General features: G+C 62.2%; 16 protein-coding genes, 2 tRNA genes and 3 rRNA genes. 13 read left to right on the forward strand and 8 right to left on the reverse strand.

The features are described from left to right. Nucleotides 1-3: 3 nt before the first annotated feature. Both YY7_RS0119250 and YY7_RS0119255 read right to left on the reverse strand, forming a co-directional pair. Nucleotides 4-1815, reverse strand: coding sequence for an ABC-F family ATP-binding cassette domain-containing protein (locus YY7_RS0119250; RefSeq protein ID WP_028164639.1), 1812 nt, complete (start codon nucleotides 1813-1815; stop codon nucleotides 4-6). Next, the gene (locus YY7_RS0119255) at nucleotides 1815-2327 is read right to left on the reverse strand and encodes a YaiI/YqxD family protein (RefSeq protein ID WP_245287330.1); all 513 of its coding nucleotides are present in this window, start codon (nucleotides 2325-2327) and stop codon (nucleotides 1815-1817) included. The genes YY7_RS0119250 and YY7_RS0119255 overlap by 1 nt, the downstream gene beginning before the upstream one ends. Nucleotides 2328-2443: 116 nt before the next feature. On the opposite strand from YY7_RS0119255, the gene YY7_RS0119260 reads away from it, so the two are divergent. Then, nucleotides 2444-3241 carry a hypothetical protein gene (locus YY7_RS0119260; protein WP_028164641.1) on the forward strand — a complete coding sequence of 266 codons (798 nt, stop codon included), beginning with the start codon at nucleotides 2444-2446 and terminating at the stop codon, nucleotides 3239-3241. A gap of 147 nt (nucleotides 3242-3388) precedes the next feature. On the opposite strand, the gene YY7_RS0119265 is transcribed toward YY7_RS0119260, so the two are convergent. Next, complete coding sequence (locus YY7_RS0119265; protein WP_028164642.1) at nucleotides 3389-5764, reverse strand: xanthine dehydrogenase family protein molybdopterin-binding subunit; 2376 nt, start codon at nucleotides 5762-5764, stop codon at nucleotides 3389-3391. 196 nt (nucleotides 5765-5960) lie between these two features. Between YY7_RS0119265 and YY7_RS0119270 the strand changes: the two genes are divergently transcribed. Together YY7_RS0119270 and YY7_RS0119275 are read left to right on the forward strand one after the other, a co-directional pair. Beyond that, nucleotides 5961-7016 carry a Ppx/GppA phosphatase family protein gene (locus YY7_RS0119270; RefSeq protein ID WP_080663778.1) on the forward strand — a complete coding sequence of 352 codons (1056 nt, stop codon included), beginning with the start codon at nucleotides 5961-5963 and terminating at the stop codon, nucleotides 7014-7016. Between the two features lie 17 nt (nucleotides 7017-7033). Then, nucleotides 7034-7720: an RlmE family RNA methyltransferase gene (locus tag YY7_RS0119275; RefSeq protein ID WP_028164644.1), complete on the forward strand. Its 687-nt coding sequence runs from the start codon at nucleotides 7034-7036 to the stop codon at nucleotides 7718-7720. Nucleotides 7721-7838: 118 nt separating this feature from the next. Here YY7_RS0119275 and feoB read toward each other — a convergent pair whose 3' ends face one another. The 3 genes from feoB to YY7_RS0119290 form a co-directional block, all read right to left on the reverse strand. Further along, complete coding sequence (gene feoB, locus YY7_RS0119280; protein WP_028164645.1) at nucleotides 7839-9710, reverse strand: ferrous iron transporter B; 1872 nt, start codon at nucleotides 9708-9710, stop codon at nucleotides 7839-7841. Between the two features lie 19 nt (nucleotides 9711-9729). Next, complete coding sequence (locus tag YY7_RS0119285) at nucleotides 9730-10005, reverse strand: FeoA family protein (RefSeq protein ID WP_028164646.1); 276 nt, start codon at nucleotides 10003-10005, stop codon at nucleotides 9730-9732. A 94-nt stretch (nucleotides 10006-10099) separates the two neighbouring features. Beyond that, nucleotides 10100-11575 (reverse strand): MFS transporter, encoded by a 1476-nt coding sequence (locus tag YY7_RS0119290; protein ID WP_028164647.1) that lies wholly within the window; start codon nucleotides 11573-11575, stop codon nucleotides 10100-10102. A gap of 346 nt (nucleotides 11576-11921) precedes the next feature. Between YY7_RS0119290 and guaB the strand changes: the two genes are divergently transcribed. Beyond that, nucleotides 11922-13418 carry an IMP dehydrogenase gene (gene guaB / locus YY7_RS0119295; RefSeq protein ID WP_028164648.1) on the forward strand — a complete coding sequence of 499 codons (1497 nt, stop codon included), beginning with the start codon at nucleotides 11922-11924 and terminating at the stop codon, nucleotides 13416-13418. Between the two features lie 114 nt (nucleotides 13419-13532). After that, nucleotides 13533-14555, forward strand: a complete 1023-nt coding sequence (locus YY7_RS0119300; RefSeq protein WP_028164649.1) for an NADP-dependent oxidoreductase — start codon at nucleotides 13533-13535, stop codon at nucleotides 14553-14555. Between the two features lie 691 nt (nucleotides 14556-15246). On the opposite strand, the gene YY7_RS64765 is transcribed toward YY7_RS0119300, so the two are convergent. Then, nucleotides 15247-15489 (reverse strand): hypothetical protein, encoded by a 243-nt coding sequence (locus tag YY7_RS64765; RefSeq protein ID WP_028164650.1) that lies wholly within the window; start codon nucleotides 15487-15489, stop codon nucleotides 15247-15249. Nucleotides 15490-15532: 43 nt separating this feature from the next. Further along, a complete protein-coding gene (locus YY7_RS0119310) occupies nucleotides 15533-16372 on the reverse strand; it encodes a metallophosphoesterase family protein (protein WP_028164651.1) in 840 nt (279 codons plus the stop codon). A gap of 124 nt (nucleotides 16373-16496) precedes the next feature. Between YY7_RS0119310 and YY7_RS0119315 the strand changes: the two genes are divergently transcribed. From YY7_RS0119315 to rrf, 8 genes are all read left to right on the forward strand, one after another. After that, complete coding sequence (locus YY7_RS0119315; protein ID WP_028164652.1) at nucleotides 16497-16880, forward strand: MAPEG family protein; 384 nt, start codon at nucleotides 16497-16499, stop codon at nucleotides 16878-16880. 9 nt (nucleotides 16881-16889) lie between these two features. Continuing rightward, nucleotides 16890-18191, forward strand: coding sequence for an RsmB/NOP family class I SAM-dependent RNA methyltransferase (locus YY7_RS0119320; RefSeq protein WP_028164653.1), 1302 nt, complete (start codon nucleotides 16890-16892; stop codon nucleotides 18189-18191). A gap of 148 nt (nucleotides 18192-18339) precedes the next feature. Further along, nucleotides 18340-19938, forward strand: a complete 1599-nt coding sequence (guaA, locus tag YY7_RS0119325) for a glutamine-hydrolyzing GMP synthase (protein ID WP_028164654.1) — start codon at nucleotides 18340-18342, stop codon at nucleotides 19936-19938. Between the two features lie 910 nt (nucleotides 19939-20848). Then, a 16S ribosomal RNA gene (locus tag YY7_RS0119330) occupies nucleotides 20849-22337 on the forward strand. A 228-nt stretch (nucleotides 22338-22565) separates the two neighbouring features. Beyond that, nucleotides 22566-22642 (forward strand) — tRNA-Ile (locus tag YY7_RS0119335). Nucleotides 22643-22675: 33 nt separating this feature from the next. Next, nucleotides 22676-22751 (forward strand) — tRNA-Ala (locus YY7_RS0119340). 392 nt (nucleotides 22752-23143) lie between these two features. Beyond that, nucleotides 23144-25999, forward strand: a 23S ribosomal RNA gene (locus YY7_RS0119345). 113 nt (nucleotides 26000-26112) lie between these two features. Then, nucleotides 26113-26227: ribosomal RNA gene (gene rrf / locus YY7_RS0119350) — 5S ribosomal RNA — on the forward strand. The 16S, 23S and 5S rRNA genes sit together here with 2 tRNA genes alongside, the layout of an rRNA operon. Nucleotides 26228-26310: the final 83 nt, after the last annotated feature.

The following is a 26310-nucleotide window of genomic DNA, read 5'->3' on the forward strand; positions in this document are numbered from 1 at the left end:
GGATTATGCCTGTTCAATTTCTTCGCGCAGCACTTCGAGTTCGAGCCAGCGGTCTTCGGCGGCGGAAAGCTCCTGCTGCGCTTTGGCGATCGCGGCGGAGGCGTCGTCGAATGTCTTGCGATCCTTCGCGTAGAGGTTGGGATCGTCAAGCAGCTTCTGCTGCTTTGCGATTTCCGCGTGCAGTTTCTCGATCGTCTTCGGCAATGTCTCCAGCGCGTGCTTCTCGTTGAAGCTCAGCCGCCGCTTTGGCGTAGCCGTCGGCGCCGCAGCCTTCGTTTCCTTTTTCTCCTCGACAACCGTCGTCTTCACTGCCTCGCGCTTCAGATCCGCGCCGCGCTGCGCCAGCATGTCTGAATAGCCGCCGGCATATTCGATCCAGCGGCCATTACCTTCGGGCACGATCACTGACGTCACCACGCGATCGAGGAAGTCGCGGTCGTGGCTGATCAGGATCACCGTGCCCTCGTAATCGCCGAGCATCTCCTCGAGCACGTCGAGGGTTTCGAGATCGAGGTCGTTGGTCGGCTCGTCCAGCACCAGGAGGTTCGACGGTTTTGCCAGCGCCCGAGCCAGCATCAGCCGGCCGCGCTCGCCGCCGGAGAGCACTTCCAGTGGTGTGCGGATCTGCTCCTGCGAGAACAGGAAGTCCTTCATGTAGCTGACGACATGCTTCGGCTTGCCGCCGACCATCACATGGTCGCCGCGACCGCCGGTCAGGGCTTCCGACAGCGTCGATTTCGGATCGAGGCTTTCGCGGTGCTGGTCGAGCGTCGCCATTTCGAGGTTGACGCCGAGCCGCACGCTGCCGGCATCGGGTGCCTCCGCGCCGGTCAGCAGGTTGACCAGCGTGGTCTTGCCGGCGCCGTTCGGGCCGACGATGCCGACGCGGTCGCCGCGCTGGATGCGGATCGAGAAATCTTCCACGATGTTGCGCTCGCCGAATGCCTTGCCGATGCTCTTCGCCTCGATCACCAGCCGTCCGGATTTGTCTGCCTCGGCAGCAGCGAGATTGGCGCTGCCCGCGGTGCCGCGATAGTTCCGCCGCTGCGCGCGCAGCGTATGCAGATTGGCAAGCCGCTTGACGTTGCGCTTGCGTCGTCCGGAGACGCCGTAGCGCAGCCAGTGCTCCTCGTTGACGATCTTGCGGTCGAGCTTGTGCTGATCGCGCTCTTCCTCCGCCAGCACTTCGTCGCGCCAGCTCTCGAACGCGCCGAAGCCGCGGTCGATCTGCCTGATTTGGCCGCGGTCGAGCCAGGCGGTCGCGCGCGACAAATTGGTGAGGAAGCGGCGGTCGTGGCTGATCAGCACCAGCGCCGAGCGCCGGTTCTGCAATTCGCCTTCCAGCCATTCGATGGTCGGCAGATCGAGATGGTTGGTCGGCTCGTCCAGCAGCAGGATGTCGGGCGAGGGCGCTAGTGCCCGCGCGAGCGCCGCGCGACGCGCCTCGCCACCGGAGAGATGGGCGGGATCTTCGTCGCCGTGCAGTCCGAGCTGCTCGAGCAGATAGCGCGCCTGATAATGGTCATCGCCGGGTCCAAGACCGGCTTCCACATAGGCGAGCGTGGTGGCGTGATCGCCGAAATCCGGCTCCTGCGGCAGATAGCGGATGGTCGCGCCGGGCTGCACGAAACGGCTGCCGGCGTCAGGCTCGACCAAACCGGCCGCGATCTTGAGCAGCGTCGATTTGCCGGAGCCGTTGCGCCCGATCAGGCACACGCGCTCTTCGGCCGAGACCGAGAGCTCGACGCCCGTGAGTAGCGGCGTGCCGCCGAACGTCAGCCTGATGTCCTTGAGCTGGATCAGGGGCGGCGCCATCAGTTTTGTCCCGTTACGGTTTGTTCGGCGCGGCGGCGCTGGATGCGGCGGATCGCGGTGTCGAGTGCCGAGAGGAACGCCGAGCGGTCGCGCGGCGAGAATGATCGTGGCCCGCCGGTGATCTCGCCGGACGAACGCAGGTCGGTCATCAGATTGCGCATCGCCAGCGTCATACCGATCGATTGCTCCGTGAATGGTTTGCCGTTTGGCGCAATCACGTCCGCGCCCGCCTTCACGCAGCGGCTCGCCAGCGGAATATCGGCGGTGATCACGATGTCGCCGTCTCCAGCGCGCTCGGCGATCCAGTCGTCCGCGGCGTCCATGCCGGAACCGGCGGCGACGCGTTCGATCAGCGGGTCCTGCGGCACGCGGATGAAATTGCCCGCGACCACGCTGACCGCAAGCCCATGCCGGAGCGCGACGCGATAGACCTCATCCTTCACCGGACAGGCGTCGGCATCGACATAGATGCGGGTGGGGTTTTCAGTCGGCATCACTGTTTGGCGGTTCATTCGTGGGCCGCATGTAACCCATCGGGCGGAAAATTGCGAGGCCGCCCACAGGCTTGCCACGGACGGTTGATGGCGTACGATCCCGTCAGAAAAACAACCGAAATAAGGGGAACCCCATGAGCCATCCGCAAACCTACCGCGTCTCGGCCTATAACACCTCGAAAGAGTCCGAGAACAAGATCCATGACGATGCGGTGGCGCGGCGGTACGGCTTCTCGGGCGGGCTGGTCCCCGGCGTCGACGTGATGGCCTATATGATGCATCTACCGGTTGCGACATGGGGCCGCGATTTCCTCGGGCGCGGCTTGATCGACGCGCGTTTCGTCAAGCCGGTCTATGATGGCGAACAGGCCGAGGTGAGGGGCGAGGAGCGCGACGGCGCGCTGTCGATCGAGGTGTTCAGCCGCGGCGAGCTTTGCGCCACCGGCAGCGCGTCGCTGCCAACCGCGGCACCCGCTGTTTCGATCAAGGACTACACGGAGGCCGCCGCAGTCGCCGAGCGTAAGCCGGTGAATGCGGCGTCCTACGAAGTCGGCAAATGGCTCGGCACCCGGCCATACACCTGGGCCGGCGATGCTGCGACAGGATATCTCGCCGATATTAGGGAAACCGACACGATCTACACGCGCGAAAAGCTCGGCCATCCCGGCATGCTGCAGAAGGTGATGAACAAGCTCCTGGTGGACAACGCCATCCTCGGCCCCTGGATTCACGTCGGCAGCCGGATGCAGCTCCTCTCGGCCGCGAAGACCGGCGATGAGCTGACGGCCCGCGCGAAGGTAACTGCGAACTATGACAAGAAGGGCCACCGCTTCGTCGAGCTCGACGCGATCGTGGTCGCCAACGGCACCACGCCGCTGGCGCATTGCTGGCACATCGCGATCTATCAACCACGAGAGCAGGCCGCGGCGTGATTCGACGCGTCATTGCCGGGCTTGACCCGGCAATCCATCACGCTTGGAAGACTCTGCTCTGGAGATGGATGCGCGGGTCAAGCCCGCGCATGACAGTGTTGGTGGTTGTAGGCTTCTGCCGCCATTGCCACCTGCTCCGCTGAAGCGTCAGGCCGCCTGCGCCTTCTTCGCGTCCTGGATCGCGCGCCACACTTTTTCCGGCGTCAGCGGCATGTTGATGTGCTTGATGCCGTATTCCGACAGCGCATCCACCACCGCATTCACCACTGTGGCAAGGCTGCCCGCGCAGCCGGCCTCGCCGCAGCCTTTGGTGCCGAGCGGATTGCTCTTTGCCGGCGAGGGATGATCGCCGACCGCCATGGGCGGAATGTCCTCGGCGCGCGGCAGCGCGTAGTCCATGAACGAGCCGGTGATCGGCTGGCCGGAGGCGTCGTAATTGACCTCTTCCATCAGCGCCTGGCCGATGCCTTGCGCGACGCCGCCGTGCAACTGGCCCGCGACGATCATCGGATTGACGATGGTGCCGAAGTCGTTGACGCCGGTGTAGCGCACGATCCTGATCACGCCGGTGTCGGGATCGATCTCGACCTCCGCGACATGGCAGCCGTTCGGGAAGGTGGACGGCGTCTCCTTGGTGGCGTGGTCGACGTCGAGCGTATCAGGCCCGCCCTCGGCAATCTGGCCCTCACGCATCCGCTGGGCGAGCTCCATGATGCCGATCGAGCGGTCGGTGCCGGCGATGGTGAAGCGGCCGCCGGCAAATTCAATGTCGGCTTCGGATGCTTCCATCAGATGTCCGGCGGCTTTCTTGCCTTTCTCGATGACGAGCGCGGAGGCTTCGACGATGGCCTGTCCGGTCGCGGTGATCGAGCGCGAGCCGCCGGTGCCGTTGCCGAACCGCACCAGATCGCTGTCGCCTTGCTCAAGCTTGATCTTGTCGAAGGGAACACCGAGCTGGTCGGACAGCACCTGCGCGAATGGCGTGGCATGGCCCTGGCCGTAGTCGAGCGTGCCGGTGGTGAGCGTCACCGATCCATCCGGATCGAAGGTGATCTTGCCGAGCTCGCCGCTCGGCGGCGCGGTGACCTCAAGGTAGGAGCCGACCGCGATGCCGCGCAATTTGCCGTTCTTCTTGCTCTCCCGCTTGCGCTTGCCGAAATTCTCGTAGTCCGAGATTTCCAGCGCCTTCTCGAACACGCCCTGGAAATCGCCGCTGTCATAGGTGACGCCTGATGCGGCCGGGAAGGGCAGTTGTGACGGCTTAATGAAATTGCGCTTCCGCAAGGTCAGCCGGTTGATGCCCATCTCGTCGGCGGCTTTATCGATCAGCCGCTCCATGTAGTAATTGGCCTCGGGCCGGCCGGCGCCGCGATAGGCGCCCATCAGCGTGGTGTTGGTCAAGACCGTCTTGATGTCGACGCCGAGCAGCGGCGTGCGGTAGACGCTGGCCAGATTCTTGCCGGTGTTGAGCGACAGCGGCCCGGGCGCGACGCCGGTGATGTAGGCGCCGAGATTGCCGTAGCCAGAAAGCCGCACTGCCAGGAACTTGCCGTCGGCATCGAGCGCCAGCTCGGCATGGATGAGCTGGGCGCGGCCCTGGCTGTCCGAGAGGAAGCTGGTCGAGCGCTCGTCGGTCCATTTCACGGGACGTCCGAGCTCCTTCGCCGCATGCGCGATGCAGGCATACTCGGGATAGCTGAGATTCTTCATGCCGAAGGAGCCGCCGACATTGGCGGTGAGGATCCGCACCTTCTCCGGCGGCACGTTGAGGATTTTTGCCAAGGTCGTCTTGTTGCCGGAAACGCCCTGGGTCGGCACCTGCAGGGTATAGCGCTCGGTTGTCTTGTCGTAGACCGCAAGCGCCACGCGCGGCTCCATCGAGACGACAGCGACGCGGGTATTGACGATGTCGAGCTTCGTCACATGCGCGGCGCTGGCGAAGGCGGCACTGATCTTGTCGGTGTCGCCATAGTGGTAGTCGAGCGCGACATTGTTCGGGATGTGGTCGTAGAGCTGCGGCGCGCCGGGCTGGGCGGCCTCGGCGGCATCGGTCACCGCCGGCAGCGATTCGATGTCGACCTCGACGGCTTCGGCCGCATCGCGCGCCTGCGCGGCCGTTTCAGCCACCACGAAGGCGACGGGATCGCCGACGAAGCGGACCTTGTCGGTCGGCAGCGGCAGGCGGTTGGTCTGCAGCAGCGGCGAGCCATCCCGGCTCTTCAGCGGCATGCCGCAGGTGAACGGGTTGTAGTTGGCGGCGGCGAGGTCGGCCCCGGTCCACACCCCAAGCACGCCCGGCATCGCCCTGGCAGCGGCGGTGTCGATCCCCTTGATGACGCCGTGGGCGTGGGAGGAGCGCACCATCCAGCAATAGGCTTGGCCGGGCAGGGAGAAATCGTCGGTGTATTTGCCGTTGCCGCGCACCAGCGTGTCGTCCTCCTTGCGGCGGACCGGTTGCCCGACACCGTATTTTTGCAGTGCGATAGCGTTTTCGAGGGCCGCGGAAGATGTGTGATCTTGCATGGTAAATAACCTGAAATGCCGCGATTTGGAGCAATTTCGCGGTGTTTCGACCAGATAACGTAGGGTGAGTTCAGCGACAACGCCCGATTAGGCATGTCGCGTGTGATGATTTGTTGCGTAGGCCTTTGGCGCTGCTAAAGTTTCCGTGAACGGAAATTCTTCGGCGGGCCGGGTGCCGCGCGGAAAGACAGTGTTGATGAAGGATGACACGCGGCCTTGCGTCGGCCTTTCGGCCCGCGAGAGCCCGTCAGGGTTGGTTACGGCGGCCGTCGAAAACGGCGTTTACGCCGCGCTCGACCTTGGCACCAACAATTGCAGGCTCCTGATCGCCTGTCCCACCGGGGACGGGTTCCGTGTCGTCGACTCCTTTTCGCGAATCATCCGGCTCGGCGAGGGCATTTCGACCACCGGTTCCATCAGCGACGCCGCAATCGAGCGCGCGATCGCCGCGCTCTCGATCTGCAGCGACAAGATCCGCTACCGCAAGGCGAGGCGCCTGCGGCTGATCGCAACCGAGGCCTGCCGTGCGGCCGCCAATGCCGACAGTTTCCGCGCGCGTGTCGCGGCCGAGACCGGCATCAAGCTCGAGGTGATCGACCGCGAGACCGAGGCGACGCTGGCCGTGATCGGCTGTTCGCCGCTGCTCGACCGAAGAGGCCGCGGCGCGATCCTGTTCGACATCGGTGGCGGCTCCACCGAACTGGTGCGGATCGAACGCGATCCAGCAAGGCCCGATGCTGCGCCCTGGATCAAGGCCTGGATGTCGATCCCGTTCGGTGTGGTCAGCCTTGCCGAGCAATTCGGCGGTCGCAATGTCACAAAAGAGTTGTATGCGCGGATGGTCGCCGAGGTCGCGCAATATGTCGCCCCGTTCGCGACCGAGCACGGCTCCGATTTGCGCGACATGCATCTGCTGGGCACGTCGGGCACGGTGACGACCCTTGCCGGCGTATTCCTCAATCTGCCGCGCTACGATCGCCGACGCATCGATGGCATCTGGATGAGCGACGCCGACGTGACCGCGACGATTCAAAATCTGCTTGGCATGAGCTATGAGGAGCGCATCAATAATAGCTGCATCAGCATCGAGCGCGCCGACCTCGTGCTGGCGGGCTGCGCGATCCTCGATTCCGTCAGGAACGCATTCCCGCTGCCGCGGCTGCGCGTCGCCGACCGCGGCCTGCGCGAGGGCATGCTGGTCGAGATGATGCGCGAGGACGGCGCGCTGAAGTCGTGCCTGCACGTGCCGTAGCGGGATCGGGATAGGTTATGGCGAAAGATTCGAGCGGCCGGCTGCACGTCACCGTGAAGAGCGGCGGCAAGCGGAAATTGTCCTCAAAACTCTGGCTGGAGCGCCAGCTCAACGATCCCTATGTCGCGAAAGCCAAGGCGCAGGGCTACCGTTCGCGCGCGGCCTTCAAGCTGACCGAGATCGACGACAAATATCGCCTGCTCAAGCCGGGCATGACCGTGGTCGACCTCGGCGCTGCGCCCGGCGGCTGGAGCCAGGTCGCGGCCAAGCGCGTCGGCTCAGCCGATGGCAAGGGCAAGGTGATCGCAATCGACCTCCTGGAAATGGGAGAGATTCCCGGCGTCATCTTCGCGCAGCTCGATTTCCTCGACAACGACGCGCCGGAGAAGCTGATCGCGATGATGGGCGGCCGCGCCGACATCGTGATGTCCGACATGGCCGCCAACACCACCGGTCACCGCAAGACCGACCAGCTCCGCATCGTCGGCCTGGTCGAGACCGCCGCAGCCTTTGCCTGCGACGTGCTCAGCCCCGGCGGCGCGTTCCTCGCAAAGGTGTTTCAGAGCGGCGCCGATGCCGAACTGCTCGCGCAGTTGAAGCGCGATTTCTCGACCATCCGCCACGTGAAGCCCGCCGCCAGCCGGCAGGATTCCTCGGAGCGTTACGTGCTGGCGACGGGATTTCGTGGCGGAGTAAGGGGATAGGTGGTCTCGCGCGTCATGGTCGGGCATATCCCGGCCATCCACGCTCTTTTCTTCGTATCGACACGAAGTACGTGGATGCCCGGGACAAGCCCGGGCATGACGGCGGTGAGACCGTCAACTACCCGGCACCCAACGCGACCGCGATGTTGTACGTCGCAAGGCTCGCCAAATACGCCAGCGCCAGCATGTAGAAGAACGTCACTGCCATCCATCGCCAGCCGCCGGTCTCGCGGCGGATCACCGCGAGCGTCGAGGCGCATTGGGGGGCGAAGATGTACCAGACCAGCAGCGACAAAGCGGTGGCGAGGCTCCATTTGGTGGCGAGCACATGGCCGATCTGGTCGGCGGCTTCCTTGCCGCCTTCGATGGCGTAGACGGTGCCAAGCGCTGCCACCGCGACCTCGCGGGCGGCCATGCCGGGGATCAGCGCCACCGCGATCTGCCAGTTGAATCCGAGCGGCGCCAGCAGTGGCTCAATCGCCTTGCCGATGATCGCGGCGAGGCTGTAGTTGATGGCGGGTCCTTCGGCGCCGGCCGGCGCGGTCGGGAACGAGGCCAGGAACCAGATCAGCACCATCATCGAGAAGATCGTCGTGCCGGCCCGCTGCAGGAACATCTTCGCCCGCGTGTAGACGCCGATGGCGATGCTCTTCAGCCGCGGTAGTTTGTAGTCGGGCAATTCGAGCATGAAGGGCGCAGGGGCGTAATCTCGCAGCATGAAGAATTTGACCAGGAACGAGACGCCGAGCGCGCTGGTGATTCCAGCCGCATAGAGGCCGAACAGGACGAGGCCGCGCAGGTTGAACCAGCCCCAGACATCGCGGTCCGGAATGAACGCCGAGATGATCAGCGTGTACACGGGAATGCGTGCCGAGCAGGTCATCAATGGCGCGATCAGGATGGTGGTCAGGCGGTCGCGCCGGTTGTCAATCACGCGCGTCGCCATGATGCCGGGGATCGCACAGGCAAAGCTCGAGAGCAGCGGAATGAAGGCGCGGCCGTGCAGGCCGGCGCCGCCCATGATGCGGTCCATCAGGAACGCCGCGCGGGCCATGTAGCCGAAATCTTCCAGCAGCAGGATGAACAGGAAGATGATGATGATCTGCGGCAGGAACACGATGACGCTGCCGACGCCGGAGATGACGCCGTTCTGCAGGAAGCTCTGCAGCAGCCCTTCCGGCAGCGTGTCATGCACGAACTGGCCGAGCGCGTCGAAGGCCGAGGATAACAGCTCCATCAGCGGCTGTGCCCAGGCGAACACCGCCTGGAACATCAGGAACAGGATCAGCGCGAGGATGAAAAGTCCCGCCACCGGATGCAGCACCACCGCGTCGATCTGGGCGGTCCAGGTGTCGGGCTTGGCTGGTAGCGTAACGGCGGAGTTGATGATGCGGTCGGCCTCGCGCTGGGTGGCGCGCAACTGGGAGGCGGTGAGGGGCTGCCATCGATTCGGCCCGGCGGGTGTCTGCTCTTGCGCCGCGATCTCGTCGGTTCGACGCAACAGTTCCGCGATCCCGCCCTTGCGAACCGCGATCGAGGTCACGACGGGCACGCCGAGCGCCTCGGACAACTTAGGCACGTCCACGCTCACACCGCGGCGGGCCGCAATGTCGAACATGTTGAGCACCAGCATCATCGGCCGGCCGGTGTTCTTCAGCTCCAGCAGCAGGCGGATCGTCAGCCGCAAATTGGTCGCGTCCGCGACACAGAGGATGAGGTCGGGGACGGCCTCGCCAGGGGTGCGGCCCAGCACCATGTCGCGGGTGATTTCCTCATCCGGGCTGCGCCCGCGCAGCGAATAGGTGCCGGGCAGGTCCACCAGCGAAACCTGCCGTCCGGCGGGGGTGACGAAAAACCCTTCCTTGCGCTCGACGGTCACGCCCGGATAGTTCGCGACCTTCTGGCGGCTGCCGGTCAGCGCATTGAAAAGCGAGGTCTTGCCGCTGTTGGGCGTGCCAACCAGCGCGAGATGCAGGAGTGGGGCTTCCATCGCGTTTCCGCTCGCTCCATCAGGCGACGATGATCGCCATGGCCTCGCGCCGACGGAGGGCGATCGTGACGTTTTCGACCCTGACCGCGATCGGGTCGCGTCCAACGATTCCCTCGTGCAGCACCTCGACCCGGGCGCCCTCGACGAATCCGAGCTCGATCAACCGGCTCTCAAGCTCGTGGCCGGCGAGCGCGGAAGCCGCGTCAGCTACGGCCAGACGCTGGATCACGCCCGAATATCCCCGCTTGGCCAAACCCAAGGGCTGAGATGTTCGGATATCGGTTTGTTCGCTCATCGCACGTGTTTTCCAGTCGGGCGCAAAAGGGTCAAGCGCTGCGATCAACACGAAGCTGGGATTTAGAACGATTACAAGCTGTAGGAACCGGCGACTATCCCAATCGCTGATCCCGCGCGTCCTGCGTGCCTTCGGTTGCGGCCTTCACGGCGGCGGTGGCCGCGCCCTTGCGGCTGGAAATCTCGACCGCCTTGCGGCCCGAGATCTCGTGGCCGGCATCGTCTGGCATCTGCCAGAAGAACCAGGCTGACGCCGTGGAGATGACCGCGACAACCAGGAAAGCCGGTGCGAACATGGTCGCGTTCAAGTCGCTCGCACCATCCAGCCACATCGTCGTCTCGACGGAGAACGCGCCGACAGCGACGCCGGCGGAGATCGCGAGTTGCTGGTTGACGCTGACCAGCGTGGTCGCCCGGCTCATCTGCGCCGGCTCGACCTCGGCATAGGCGACCGTGTTGATGGCGGTGAACTGCAGCGAGCGGAAGAAGCCGCCGACCACCAGGATGATCATGATCAGGAGCAGCGGGGTCGCCGCCGTGAACAGCGCGCAGGCGGCAAGGAAGAGCGAACTTATTACCGCATTGACCGTCATCAGGTTGCGGAAGCCGAAGCTGCGGATGATGCGTGCGGCAAGCGTCTTCATGCCCATGGCGCCGACGGCGGACGCGAAGGTGACGAGGCCCGACTGGAATGGCGACAGCCCGAAGCCGACCTGCATCAGCAAAGGCAGCAGGAACGGCAGGGCGCCGACGCCGAGGCGGAACATGAAGCCGCCGATGATGCTGGCGCGCAGTGTCGACAGGTTCAGCAGCGAGAAATCCAGCACGGGCGATCCGGTCCGTCGCGCGTGGATAACGTAAAGCGTCATCGAGATCGAACCGACCGCGATCAGCGAGGCGACGACCGTCCATGGCAAAAGGTTGAGGCCGGCGACCGAAAGCCCGAAGGCGATGCCGGCAAGGCCGATGCCGGCGAGCACGAGGCCATAGAGATCGAACGGCTCCGGATTCTCGCTCTTGATCGGATCGATGTATTTCAGCGCCATGAAGATGCCGAGGAAGCCGATCGGAATGTTGATCAGGAAGATCCAGTGCCAGGAGAAATAGGTGGTGATGAAGCCGCCGAGCGGTGGCCCGATCACGGGACCGATCAATGCCGGCACCGTCACCCACGCCATGGCGTTGACCAGCGCGCTCTTGTCGACCGAGCGCAATAGCACCAGCCGCCCGACCGGCGTCATCATCGCCCCGCCGAGGCCCTGCAGGATGCGCGCGAACACGAAATCGGTGACCGAGGACGATAGCGCGCAGCCGATCGATCCCAGCATGAACACGCCGACCGCTCCTGCAAAAACCATCCGCGCGCCGAACCGGTCGGCGGTCCACCCGCTTGCTGGAATGAAGACCGCAAGCGAGAGCAGATAGGAGGTGATCGCGAGCTTCAGCGTCAGCGGACTGGTGCCGATATCGGCCGCAATCGCCGGCAGTGACGTCGCGATGACCGTCGAATCCATGTTTTCCATGAATAGGGCCGTGGCGACGATCAGCGGGATCAGGCGTTGCTTGTCCATGGAGCCGGAGGCTTGAGAAGCGGGCGGGCGCGGACGGGCTGTATCACCCCGCTACCGGACTGGCTATTGCGGAACCCGCATGACCACTTAGATCGTATGCGACGCTCGATTTTGGCGTTTCCCGACCCGATTCCGCGCCGTAAGGGCGCGATGTCAGATCGGGACAGGCGCTGAAAAAGCCTGTGCATGGCTGGCAAACACTTTGATTCGTCATGTCGCCATGCTATCGACCAGCGTCAACCCCACCGATGGGCTCCGATTCGACGGCGATGCAGCAGGCAGCGCCGGGAGGCGGCGCTCATCCTTTTACGTTATCGCGGCGGATCGCCGCCGAAAGGAGTTGGCAATGGCGACGGTACAGGCATTCCCCGCGATCCGCGAGGCCTTCACGTTTGACGACGTGCTGCTGAAGCCCGGCCTATCGGACGTGCTTCCCTCCGAAGTCGACATCCGCTCCTACGTCACCCGCGCGATTCCGCTCAACATCCCCATCATCGCCTCCGCGATGGACACCGTCACCGAGGCGCGCATGGCGATCGCGATGGCGCAGTCCGGCGGCATCGGCGTGATCCACCGCAATTTCGATCCCGAGGGCCAGGCCGCGCAGGTGCGGCAAGTCAAGAAGTTCGAATCCGGCATGGTGGTCAACCCGCTGACCATCGGCCCCGATGCGACGCTCGCGGACGCGCTGACGCTGATGAAGGACCACGGCATCTCAGGCATTCCAGTAGTCACCGGCGCGGCCAAGAATGTCCCGGGCAAGCTGGTCGGCATTCTCACCAACCGCGACGTGCGCTTTGCGACCGATCCCAGGCAGAAGGTCTCGGAATTGATGACGCGCGAAAACCTCGTGACCGTGCGCGAGGGCGTCAGCCAGGACGAAGCCAAGCGGATGCTGCACAAGCATCGCATCGAGAAGCTCCTGGTCGTCGACGATCAATATCGCTGCGTCGGCCTGATCACCGTGAAGGACATCGAGAAGGCGGTCGCGCATCCGCTGGCCGCAAAGGACGCACAGGGCCGCCTGCGCGTTGCCGCTGCGACCACGGTCGGCGAGGGCGGTTTCGAGCGCACCGAGCGCCTGATCGACGCCGGCGTCGATCTCATTGTCGTCGACACCGCGCACGGCCATTCGTCACGCGTGCTGGATGCCGTCAACCGCATCAAGCGGCTCTCCAACGCGGTGCAGGTGATCGCCGGCAATATCGCGACCAAAGACGGCGCGCAGGCGCTGATCGATGCCGGCGCTGACTCGATCAAGGTTGGCATCGGCCCGGGCTCGATCTGCACCACCCGCATCGTCGCCGGCGTCGGCGTGCCGCAGCTCACCGCTATCATGGATGCGGTCGAAGCGGCGAAGAAGGCCAATGTGCCTGTCATCGCCGACGGCGGCATCAAATATTCCGGCGATCTCGCCAAGGCGCTTGCCGCCGGCGCCGATATCGCGATGGTCGGCTCGCTGCTGGCCGGCACTGACGAGACCCCAGGCGAAGTCTTCCTGTGGCAGGGCCGCTCCTACAAGGCCTATCGCGGCATGGGTTCGGTCGGCGCGATGGCGCGCGGCTCGGCCGACCGCTATTTCCAGCAGGACATCAAGGATACGCTCAAGCTCGTCCCTGAAGGCATCGAGGGGCAGGTGCCCTACAAGGGCCCGGTCGCCAATGTGATGCACCAGCTCGCGGGCGGCCTGCGCGCCGCGATGGGCTATGTCGGCGCGAAGAACATCGCCGAATTCCACGAAAAGGCGGAGTTCGTCCGGATCACCGGCGCGGGACTTCGCGAGAGCCACGTCCACGACGTCACCATCACCCGCGAATCCCCGAACTATCCGGGCGGGGCGTAAGTCCTCTCGTCTTGTCATTCCGGGGCGGTCCGCCGGACCGAACCCGGAATCTCGCTTCCGATTGATTGGCTGCTTCGCTACGGTGACGCAAACAACGCAATCGGAGGAAACACCATGTCCCAGGGTCAGCGCATCGTTCTCGCCTCGCGTCCCGTTGGCGAGCCCAAACCATCCGACTTCCGCCTCGAGGAATATGCCGTGCCGGAGCCGGGCGCGGGCCAGGTCCTGCTCCGCACGATCTGGCTGTCGCTCGATCCCTATATGCGCGGGCGCATGAGCGATGGCCCGTCCTATGCGCAGCCGGTGCCGGTCGGCGGCGTGATGGAAGCCGGCACCGTGAGCGAGGTGGTCGCGTCCAACAATCCAGCCTTTGCCAAGGGCGACATCGTGCTGTCGCGCGCCGGCTGGCAGACGCATGCGCTCTCCGATGGCAAGGGCCTGTCCAAGATCGATCCGAAGCTTGCGCCGATCTCGACGGCGGTCGGCGTGCTCGGCATGCCCGGGATGACGGCCTACACAGGCCTCCTCGATATCGGCAAGCCGCAAGCCGGCGAGACCGTGGTCGTGGCTGCAGCGTCAGGCGCGGTCGGTTCGGCGGTGGGCCAGATCGCAAGGATCAAGGGCGCCCGCGCGATCGGCATCGCCGGCGGCAAGGACAAATGCGACTTCGTGAAGAACGAGCTCGGCTTCGACGATTGCCTCGACCATCGCGATCCCGACCTCGCTGCCAAGTTGAAGGAAGCCTGCCCGAAGGGCATCGACGTCTATTTCGAGAATGTCGGCGGCGCCGTATTCGACGCGGTGTTCCCGCTGCTCAACCCGTTCGCACGCGTGCCGGTCTGCGGCCTGATCGCGCACTACAACGATACCGAAAGCAAGCCGCCGAAATGGGCGGGTGCGATGATGCGCGCGATCCTGACCAAGCGCCTGACGTTCCGCGGTTTCATCGTCAGCGATTTCGCCGCGCGTCAGGGCGATTTCCTGCGCGATATGTCGGGGTGGGTGCGCGAGGGCAAGGTCAAGTACAAGGAGTTCGTCACCGAGGGTCTCGAGAGCGCACCCGAGGCGTTCATGGGCCTCTTGAGAGGCGCCAATTTCGGCAAGCAGCTGGTGCGCGTCGGGCCGGACAAGGCGTGAGCCATCACAGCTCAGCGAGCCCTGCGATCCATGGGTCGCAGTCCACCGACCTCGCGCATCGGTGAATGGAAATCAGGAACGCACTGCTGCTTGCGGCTGTTGGTGGCCGAGCATGATCCGAAAAAGCCGGGAACATTCGCTCGCGATGACGCGAAGCGTTCCCGCGCGGGGATCATGCGCAACCAGCAAGCCAAGATGCCGGGAAGCCGAACACCATAGGTTCCTCGCATCGGAATGGAGCAGCTAATGAGAAGACTGGCAGTCCTATCAGCAGCACTGATTGCGACGGCGACGTTGGCAAACCCCGTGGCCGCCCGCGAGCGCTACGTGCAGTGACCCGCCGTGATGGATCCCGACCTGGCCGCCCCGTATTACCGTAGCGGGCCGGCCTACTATCCGGGGCCGCGCGTCGGTGCATTCGCCACCGCACCCTGGGATAATTCCCCGCCGCCTGCGTACTACGGCTCGCCTTACGCGGCGCCGGGTTACGGCTACTGACCTCTGAGAAATCTGGAAGCAACTCCAGTCCGCCGCGCCAACGCGGCGGACTTTTTCATGCCGGCGCAGAAGTGTCGCAAGCCTCGGCAGGGGGCCCGGCGTACCCCAAAGGTCACAGCGTTAACCAAATGATTCCGGCGAGCGGTACCTTTGCTTGACTGTGCATGCAACACATTGAATCATCACATTATTTTCAGGTGTAGTCATGTTTGAAATCGGCATTTTCTGTGTCATTTTGCTGGCGGCCGGCTATGCGATGGCCATGTGGGTCATCGGCCGCCGCGCTGATGTTTTGCACGGCAAATTCGTCGAGGCTGAGCCCGAGTCCGAACCGTTCGGAATAGGTCCGCTGCTGCCGCCGCCCGCGCCGCGCTCCAGCGCGGACTCGCTGCAGGCCCTGCTGACAGTGATCCAGCAGGATCTGAACGACAGTCATCCAGCAGGATCAGAAGGATACGGCGCAGACTTAACGCGTCGGCCTAATCCGCCGCCATCTCTGCGAGCAGCGCGTCGAGGCTGATATCGACCTGGCCTTTCGCCCTGATGTGGCGAACCTCGAAACTGCCCGGCCGGAAGCGGTATTCGACAATCCCGGTTTCCTTGATCCCGATCACGTCCTGCATGTGGTCGGGAATCATGAAGCCGACCGACGGCGCCCAGATGTGGCGGACACGTCCAAAGGTGAAATCGCGCCGCTGATGCACATGGCCGCTGCCGACCAGGCGCCAGTCGACTGCGCCAAACATCTCGATCAGGCGGCGGCGCGCCGGCTGCGGGACATAGCGGATCGCGGTTTCCGCCAGTTCGGCGTCATCAGGCAGATTCAGGAACAGCGGCTTGTGCAGGAACAGCGCCACCGGCTTGCCGTTCACGTTGCCAAGCTGTGAAGCGAGCCAGTCGAATTGCTCGGCTTCGCTATCGAGCCCCGTATTCATGATCAGCGAATTCAGCCCGATGAAGCGCCAGCCTGCGGCCTCGAAGCACCAGCGATCTGCGCCGACGGTGGCGCGGAACGCATCGCAATTCTCCTCCGTCGCCGGCTCTGTCGGCGGCGTGCCGACCGCGGTCGGGTTGTCGCCGATGTCGTGATTGCCGGGCAGATAGCGGCAATCGACCGGCAGCGCCGCATGCAGTGACTTCGCGAATTCGAGATCGCTGCGGCTGTTCGGCCCATCGAAGGCGACATCGCCGCTGTTGAGCACGAGGTCTGGCCGCGTCGCGTCGATATGCTCGGCGACCGCCTCGAAGTTGGCGATCAGCGTCGGCCGGCTGCGGGCGAGGTGGGTGTCGGAAATCTGGGTCAGACGAAATTCGGACATGCAACCTTCCTTTTGCAACGATGTTAGATCGGGCCGAAGTCGGAATGATGACGGTGTCACGTTGTCAGTAGCGCAAGCGTTCGCCATCAGCTATCGCTTGCGTTTTAAACGGGGTATGAATCCCATGTCGGTTCAAATGGTTCTGCTGCCGGTCTTCGTGCTGGTCGGCCTTACCTTCGCGCTTCTGTTCGGCATGATGCGAACGCGGCGCGGCGCGCCGGCCAGTGGCGAGCCGAACCGGGCAAAGCAGCTTGCCGATTGCTACCGCGACCAGTTCGAATTGCCGGTCCTGTTCTATCTCCTGATCGCACTTGCGCTGCCGCTGCGCCGTGCCGATCTTGTCATCGTGCTGCTGGCCTGGGTGTTCGTGGTGACGCGCTTTGCCCATGCCGGCATCTTCGTCATATCAAGCGATTCCGCGCCCCGCTCGACGGCTTGGCTCGCAAGCGCGCTGGTGCTGTTTGCGATGTGGCTCTATTTCGCCTTGAAACTCCTGCTCCTGATCTGAAAGTTCTTGATGACCCCCGCCGCGCGTCTGTCCGCCGCCATTGAATTGATCGACACCATCGACGCCGAGCGCGTGCCGGCGGCGAAAGCCTTGAAGGAGTGGGGCACCGCGCACCGCTACGCCGGCTCCGGCGACCGCGCCGCGATAAGCGGCCTGATCTGGGACGTGCTGCGTCGGCAGTCCTCCAGCGCTTACCTGATGGATGACGACAGCGCCCGCGCCCGCGTGCTCGGCATGCTCCATCTCGAGCGCGGCATGGATGTCGATGCCATCGCCGCACTCTGCGACGGCGGCCGCTTCGCGCCGTCGCCGCTCACCGATAGCGAGCGCAGCGCGCTCGCCTCGCGTTCGCTTGCCGGCGCGCCGGCGCACATCGCCGGCGATTATCCGGAATGGCTCGATCCATACCTGGCAAAAGTGTTCGGCGATGACCGCGTGGCGGAAGCCACCGCGATGGCGAGCCGCGCCCCGCTTGATCTGCGCGTCAACACGCTGAAGACGAGCCGCGACAAGATGCTGCCGCGGCTGAAGCATCTCGGCGCCAAGGCAACGCCGTGGTCGCCGCTTGGCCTGCGCATCGAGCTCGGCGCCGATGCCCGCAATGTCGGCATCCATGCCGAGGAGGATTTCGTCAAGGGCGGCATCGAGGTGCAGGACGAAGGCTCGCAGTTAGCGGCGCTGTTCTCTTCAGCAAAGCCCGGCGAGCAGGTGATCGATCTCTGCGCCGGCGCCGGCGGCAAGACCTTGGCGCTGGCGGCGATGATGCAGGGCAAGGGCCGGCTGATCGCGACCGACCGCGACAAGCGCCAGCTCGCGCCGATCCACGAGCGCCTGTCGCGCGCCGGCGTCCACAATTGCGAGGTCCGCACGCCCCGCGGCGACAGCGATCCGCTGTCAGACATCAAGGCCTCCGCCGATCTCGTCGTGATTGACGCGCCCTGCACCGGCACCGGCACCTGGCGGCGCAATCCGGATGCCAAATGGCGGATGCGCCCCGGCGCGCTGGAGGTGCGGCTCAAGGACCAGGCCGAGGTGCTCGCGCGCGCGGCGCCACTGGTGAAGGCGGGCGGGCGGATCGCCTACATCACCTGCTCGGTGCTGCCGGCCGAGAACGGCGAGCAGGTCGCAGCCTTCCTCGCCAGCCATCCGGATTTCTCGATCATCCCGCCCGAGCAGGCCGCCAGCGTCCTCTGGGACAAGGCCGAAGCCTTCGCCGCCGCGGCCCTGCCGTCGCCCGAGGGCTGGCTGATGACCCCCCGCCGCACCGGAACCGACGGCTTCTTCGTCTCGGTTTTGGTCCGGAAGGGCTGACCGCGGACGCTCGTCATGCCCGGGCTTGTCCCGGGCATCCACGTCTTCCCGTCCACGCATGCAAAAGGGCGTGGATGGCCGGGACAGGCCCGGCCATGACGGCATGCGAAGGGTTGCGGCGCCGCCCCCCGTCGCGTATCTGCTGTCCATGACAGCCGCCAAGCCCGACCGCTCGCCGTCGACGCCATCAGTGGCCTCGGCGCATGACAAGATTCTGATTGTCGATTTCGGCAGTCAGGTGACGCAATTGATCGCCCGCCGCGTCCGCGAGGAGGGCGTCTATTCCGAGATCGTGCCGTTCCAGAAGGCCGAGGCCGCCTTCAACGAGATGAAGCCCAAGGCGGTGATCCTCTCCGGCGGCCCGGAATCGGTGCATGAGGAGGGCTCGCCGCGCGCGCCGCAGGCAATCTTCGATTCCGGCGTCCCCGTGCTCGGCATCTGCTACGGCCAGATGACCATGGCCGCCCAGCTCGGCGGCGAGGTCGAGGGCGGGCATCATCGCGAATTCGGCCGCGCCGATCTGGAAGTGAAGACCGCGAGCAAATTGTTCGACGACACCTGGTCGATGGGCGAGCGCCACCAGGTTTGGATGAGCCATGGCGACCGCATCACCAAAATGCCGCCGGGCTTCACCGTCGCCGGCATCTCGGCCAACGCGCCGTTCGCGGTGATCCAGGACGAGAAGCGGAAGTATTACGGCCTGATGTTCCACCCCGAGGTGGTGCACACGCCCGACGGCGCAAGGCTCCTTCGCAATTTCGTCCGCAAGGTCGCAGGCCTCACCGGCGACTGGACCATGCGCGCCTTCCGCGACGAGGCGATCGAGAAGATCCGCGCCCAGGTCGGCAAGGGCAGGGTGATCTGCGGCCTCTCCGGCGGCGTCGATTCCGCGGTCGCGGCTGTGTTGATCCATGAAGCGATCGGCGACCAGCTCACCTGCGTCTTCGTCGACCATGGCTTGCTCCGGCTGAACGAGGCCGAGACCGTCGTCGACTTGTTCCGCCATCACTACAACATCCCGCTGGTTCACGTTGATGCGTCAAAGCAATTCCTTGGCGAGCTCCAAGGGGTCACCGACCCCGAACAGAAGCGCAAGACCATCGGCCGCCTCTTCATCGACGTGTTCGAGGCGGAGGCGAAGAAGATCGGCGGCGCCGAATTCCTCGCGCAGGGCACGCTCTATCCTGATGTGATCGAAAGCGTCTCCTTCACCGGCGGCCCCTCGGTGACGATCAAGTCGCACCACAATGTCGGCGGCCTGCCCGAACGCATGAACATGAAGCTGGTCGAGCCGCTGCGCGAACTGTTCAAGGACGAAGTCCGCGTGCTCGGCCGCGAGCTTGGCCTGCCCGAAGCCTTCGTCGGCCGCCACCCATTCCCGGGCCCCGGCCTCGCCATCCGCTGCCCCGGCGACATCACACGCGAAAAGCTCGACATCCTCCGCCAGGCTGATGCCGTCTACATCGACCAGATCCGCAAAGCCGGCCTCTACGATGCGATCTGGCAGGCCTTCGCGGTGCTGCTGCCGGTGAAGACCGTCGGCGTGATGGGCGACGGGCGTACGTACGAATACGTCGTGGGCCTGCGCGCGGTGACGTCGACCGACGGCATGACGGCGGACTTCTACCAGTTCGACATGAGCTTCCTCGGGGCGACGGCGACGCGCATCATCAACGAGGTGAAGGGCGTCAACCGCGTGGTGTACGACGTGACCAGCAAGCCCCCGGGAACGATTGAGTGGGAGTAGTGCTGCCGGCGGCTATCCCCATAGTTTAGCGCACACGATAGTGCTGTTCTCGCTTCCTCTTGCTCGCTGGGGCTGACCAAAGTCGTGAGCTTGGCTTATCCCGATCGAGGTCGGGATTCCACGTGTTTTCGCTAGTGGAATATTGCAGCGTACTAAATCGTACAGAAGGGCGGGGGTCCAAAACCTCAACTTGGAGCGCGGCAGCCATTGGCACGAAGCGGTCGTTTTGGTCGGACCGCACCTCTCCGGAAGTGCTGAACGGAAATCGCGATCTTCGCTCATCGACGCAGTCTGCTGCCGGCCTTTTCTGAGTGAATTCGCCTCGGCTCTCTTTGCTGCAAGGGCATCGACCTTCTGGAGCGAGAATGACGTGGGAGAAGCAGAGATGAGGCTTGCTGTTCTGGTACGCGGACAGAGAAGATTAGCGAGGTGAAAACTTTATTTTCTGCTTGAAGTCAGGTGAGTGAGCGTCTATGGGTTCTTGAGCGTTGCCCGTTTGTCGGGCGCTCTCTTTGGCCTTGATGTCAAGGGAAGCATGGACGCTCTTGATGCTCCTCACCTTGTTGAGTGACACGACAGCCGACACCAGTCGGTTGGAGTTCATCCATCGTCGGTAAGGGTGTCGGAACCCTTCCTCTCAGGAAGGTTGGGACCTCTCCGGTCCCGGGCTGTTTGACAAGTGAAGATGAAGAAAGAGAAACGTGGACGGCGGAGTCCTTGCGGGTCTCGATTTTGAAAACCTTGGTTTTCCCGATCGGGACCGGACGAAAGACTTCGGCGGTACACGTTTTGAATAAGGTTACACCATGGCCTCTTGATTGAGGTCGGGTCGCCAGCGATGTGAATCGCTGCGCGATTTTGGTGTGGACCTCGTCAAACGTTGTGATCAGCCGGTTCAAAGTTTCAAGTCCAACTTGAGAGTTTGATCCTGGCTCAGAGCGAACGCTGGCGGCAGGCTTAACACATGCAAGTCGAGCGGGCGTAGCAATACGTCAGCGGCAGACGGGTGAGTAACGCGTGGGAACGTACCTTTTGGTTCGGAACAACACAGGGAAACTTGTGCTAATACCGGATAAGCCCTTACGGGGAAAGATTTATCGCCGAAAGATCGGCCCGCGTCTGATTAGCTAGTTGGTGAGGTAATGGCTCACCAAGGCGACGATCAGTAGCTGGTCTGAGAGGATGATCAGCCACATTGGGACTGAGACACGGCCCAAACTCCTACGGGAGGCAGCAGTGGGGAATATTGGACAATGGGCGCAAGCCTGATCCAGCCATGCCGCGTGAGTGATGAAGGCCCTAGGGTTGTAAAGCTCTTTTGTGCGGGAAGATAATGACGGTACCGCAAGAATAAGCCCCGGCTAACTTCGTGCCAGCAGCCGCGGTAATACGAAGGGGGCTAGCGTTGCTCGGAATCACTGGGCGTAAAGGGTGCGTAGGCGGGTCTTTAAGTCAGGGGTGAAATCCTGGAGCTCAACTCCAGAACTGCCTTTGATACTGAAGATCTTGAGTTCGGGAGAGGTGAGTGGAACTGCGAGTGTAGAGGTGAAATTCGTAGATATTCGCAAGAACACCAGTGGCGAAGGCGGCTCACTGGCCCGATACTGACGCTGAGGCACGAAAGCGTGGGGAGCAAACAGGATTAGATACCCTGGTAGTCCACGCCGTAAACGATGAATGCCAGCCGTTAGTGGGTTTACTCACTAGTGGCGCAGCTAACGCTTTAAGCATTCCGCCTGGGGAGTACGGTCGCAAGATTAAAACTCAAAGGAATTGACGGGGGCCCGCACAAGCGGTGGAGCATGTGGTTTAATTCGACGCAACGCGCAGAACCTTACCAGCCCTTGACATCCCGGTCGCGGACTCCAGAGACGGAGTTCTTCAGTTCGGCTGGACCGGAGACAGGTGCTGCATGGCTGTCGTCAGCTCGTGTCGTGAGATGTTGGGTTAAGTCCCGCAACGAGCGCAACCCCCGTCCTTAGTTGCTACCATTTAGTTGAGCACTCTAAGGAGACTGCCGGTGATAAGCCGCGAGGAAGGTGGGGATGACGTCAAGTCCTCATGGCCCTTACGGGCTGGGCTACACACGTGCTACAATGGCGGTGACAATGGGAAGCGAAGACGCAAGTCCTAGCAAATCTCAAAAAGCCGTCTCAGTTCGGATTGGGCTCTGCAACTCGAGCCCATGAAGTTGGAATCGCTAGTAATCGTGGATCAGCACGCCACGGTGAATACGTTCCCGGGCCTTGTACACACCGCCCGTCACACCATGGGAGTTGGTTTTACCTGAAGACGGTGCGCTAACCGAAAGGGGGCAGCCGGCCACGGTAGGGTCAGCGACTGGGGTGAAGTCGTAACAAGGTAGCCGTAGGGGAACCTGCGGCTGGATCACCTCCTTTCTAAGGATGGTCCTTCAGAGAGCTCACGCTCACTATCGGATCGTTTTAGAAACATCTCGGGGCCAATCGATCGCCAGATCGCTTGAGCTCCATTGGCGGGATTTCGCCGTCTTCGTTTCTCTTTCTTCGCGGACGAACACGCGCCAGGGGCTAGAGCGCTGTGCGATGCATCGGCGAAAGCCGGTTGCGCGCGAGCGGGTTCCTAATCCTTTGTAGGATGAGCGTTAGGGGCTTGTAGCTCAGTTGGTTAGAGCGCGCGCTTGATAAGCGTGAGGTCGGAAGTTCAAGTCTTCCCAGGCCCACCACTTTCATCGAGCGGGCATTCGTCTTCTGGTTACGGGGCCATAGCTCAGCTGGGAGAGCGCGTGCTTTGCAAGCATGAGGTCGTCGGTTCGATCCCGTCTGGCTCCACCAGATGGTTTGATCGCCGGTGCCTCAACCGTCGTCCGCGAAACATCAATTCGCACACGCAGTCCGGATGGACGCGGTGTGCGTGTTATCTGACATCGTAAAGAGGAGATCGATCCAAGTTTGGGATCTGCGGAGCAATTCGCGGGTGCTCATTCACTATCTCCAGATCATTTTCGGCGCTCGTTCATCGCAAGATGAGCGGGTTGTAAAATGATCCTGTTAGCGAAGCTTGACCGCCTCGCTATTGGTTCGATCTTACGAAGCAAGCTGGTCTTTCTAATCAATGTCCGGCCGCGCAAGCAGCATTCATCGAGGGTGCGCGCTTTGAGATTTCGGTCTCAATGCGATTGGGCGGCATACATTCTGCCGAGTGTGTGGACATTGATAATGAGAGCAATCAAGTGCCTTAAGGGTGTTCGGTGGATGCCTTGGCGCTGAGAGGCGATGAAGGACGTGCTACGCTGCGATAAGCCGTGGGGAGCTGCGAAGAAGCTTTGATCCACGGATTTCCGAATGGGGAAACCCACCTTCGATAGCCGGAACTCCAAGATCTTGAGGTTTAAACACCTTGTGTTTTGGGGTTCGACCAGAAATGCGAGAAATCAAACCGCGAGGTTTTGGATTTCCGGTTATCAAGAGAAGGTATGAGACTTCTGAATAAAATAGGAGGTTTCAAGCGAACCCAGGGAACTGAAACATCTAAGTACCTGGAGGAAAGGACATCAATCGAGACTCCGTTAGTAGTGGCGAGCGAACGCGGACCAGGCCAGTGATACATCAAAGACAACCGGAACCTGTCAGGAAAGCAGGGCCTTAGAGGGTGATAGCCCCGTACGGGTAATGCGATGATGTATCCTTGAGTAAGGCGGGACACGTGCAATCCTGTCTGAACATGGGGGGACCACCCTCCAAGCCTAAGTACTCCTCAGCGACCGATAGTGAACCAGTACCGTGAGGGAAAGGTGAAAAGCACCCCGACGAGGGGAGTGAAATAGACCTGAAACCGGACACCTACAAACAGACGGAGCCCAAGATGCGTTCTGGGTGACGTCGTACCTTTTGTATTATGGGCCAGCGACTTAATTTAACGAGCAAGCTTAAGCCGATAGGCGAAGGCGTAGCGAAAGCGAGTCTGAACAGGGCGCCAAGTTCGTTGTATTAGACCCGAAACCTAGTGATCTAGCCATGAGCAGGTTGAAGGTGAGGTAACACTCACTGGAGGACCGAACGGGTGCCTGTTGAAAAAGGCTCCGATGACTTGTGGTTAGGGGTGAAAGGCCAATCAAACTGGGAAATAGCTGGTTCTCCGCGAAAGATATTTAGGTATCGCCTCGGATGAATACCTCAGGGGGTAGAGCACTGGATGGGCTAGGGGGACTTACCGTCTTACCAAACCCAACCAAACTCCGAATACCTGAGAGTACTATCCGGGAGTCACACGGCGGGTGCTAACGTCCGTCGTGGAGAGGGAAACAACCCGGACCTACAGCTAAGGCCCCTAATTCGTGGCTAAGTGGGAAAGGATGTGGAAATCCCAAAACAACCAGGAGGTTGGCTTAGAAGCAGCCATCCTTTAAAGAAAGCGTAACAGCTCACTGGTCTAAATAAGGGTTTCTGCGCCGAAGATGTAACGGGGCTCAAGCCACGAGCCGAAGCTTAGGGTGTGCGCAAGCACGCGGTAGCGGAGCGTTCTGTAAGCCTGCGAAGGGCGACTCGTGAGAGCGCCTGGAGGTATCAGAAGTGCGAATGCTGGCATGAGTAACGACAAACACTGTGAAAGACAGTGTCGCCGAAAGTCCAAGGGTTCCTGCGTAAAGTTAATCTTCGCAGGGTTAGCCGGTCCCTAAGGCGAGGCCGAAAGGCGTAGTCGATGGGAATGCAGTGAATATTCTGCAGCCAGTGGATGGTGACGAATCCCGTGTGTTGTCCGACCTTACTGGATTGGTCGGGCCTCGAAGGGGTTCCAGGAAATAGCCTCCACATTAGACCGTACCCGAAACCGACACAGGTGGACTGGTAGAGTATACCAAGGCGCTTGAGAGAATGACGTTGAAGGAACTCGGCAATTTACCTCCGTAACTTCGGGATAAGGAGGCCCATTGTTCGCGCAAGCGGGCAGTGGGGGCACAGACCAGGGGGTGGCAACTGTTTAACAAAAACACAGGGCTCTGCGAAATCGCAAGATGACGTATAGGGTCTGACGCCTGCCCGGTGCCGGAAGGTTAAGAGGAGAGGTGCAAGCCTTGAATCGAAGCCCCGGTAAACGGCGGCCGTAACTATAACGGTCCTAAGGTAGCGAAATTCCTTGTCGGGTAAGTTCCGACCTGCACGAATGGCGTAATGACTTCCCCGCTGTCTCCAACGTCAGCTCAGTGAAATTGAATTCCCCGTGAAGATGCGGGGTTCCTGCGGTCAGACGGAAAGACCCCGTGCACCTTTACTGTAGCTTTGCACTGGTATTCGTGACTGTTTGTGTAGAATAGGTGGTAGGCTTTGAAGCCTCGGCGCCAGCCGGGGTGGAGCCGCAATGTGAAATACCACCCTAATGGTTATGGATATCTAACCGCATCCCCTCAGCGGGGATCGGGACAGTGCATGGTGGGCAGTTTGACTGGGGCGGTCGCCTCCCAAAGAGTAACGGAGGCGTGCGAAGGTAGGCTCAGAACGGTCGGAAATCGTTCGTCGAGTATAATGGCATAAGCCTGCCTGACTGCGAGACTTACGAGTCGAGCAGAGACGAAAGTCGGTCATAGTGATCCGGTGGTCCCGCGTGGGTGGGCCATCGCTCAACGGATAAAAGGTACGCCGGGGATAACAGGCTGATGACGCCCAAGAGTCCATATCGACGGCGTCGTTTGGCACCTCGATGTCGGCTCATCACATCCTGGGGCTGGAGAAGGTCCCAAGGGTTCGGCTGTTCGCCGATTAAAGTGGTACGTGAGCTGGGTTCAGAACGTCGTGAGACAGTTCGGTCCCTATCTGCCGTGGGTGTTGGAATGTTGAGAGGATTTGCCCCTAGTACGAGAGGACCGGGGTGAACGTACCTCTGGTGGAGCTGTTGTCGCGCCAGCGGCAGTGCAGCATAGCTATGTACGGACGGGATAACCGCTGAAAGCATCTAAGCGGGAAACCCACCTCAAAACGAGCATTCCCTTGAGAACCGTGGAAGACGACCACGTTGATAGGCCGGATGTGGAAGTGCAGTAATGCATGCAGCTTACCGGTACTAATCGTTCGATCGGCTTGATTGCTCTCATTTTCAGTGTCCATGAAATGAGCAGCGCTAGTCATCGAGACTAGACGCAAAGGTAGCCAAAACTGGCTACCGAGATCGCTTGCTTCGTTTTCCTTTGTCCTTCGCCGGCCTGGTGGTTCTAGCGAGGAGCATGAACCCGATCCCATCCCGAACTCGGCCGTTAAACTCCTCAGCGCCAATGGTACTATGGCTTAAGCCCTGGGAGAGTAGGTCGCTGCCAGGCCTGCCAAGGACAATGGAATTTCCTCTTTACGTGTCACGATCAAAACAAGACGCCGTCTCCTTCCGGAGACGGCGTTTTTGTTT

It is taken from the genome of Bradyrhizobium elkanii WSM2783 (assembly GCF_000472865.1).
GTDB classification, from domain to species: Bacteria; Pseudomonadota; Alphaproteobacteria; order Rhizobiales; family Xanthobacteraceae; genus Bradyrhizobium; species Bradyrhizobium elkanii_A.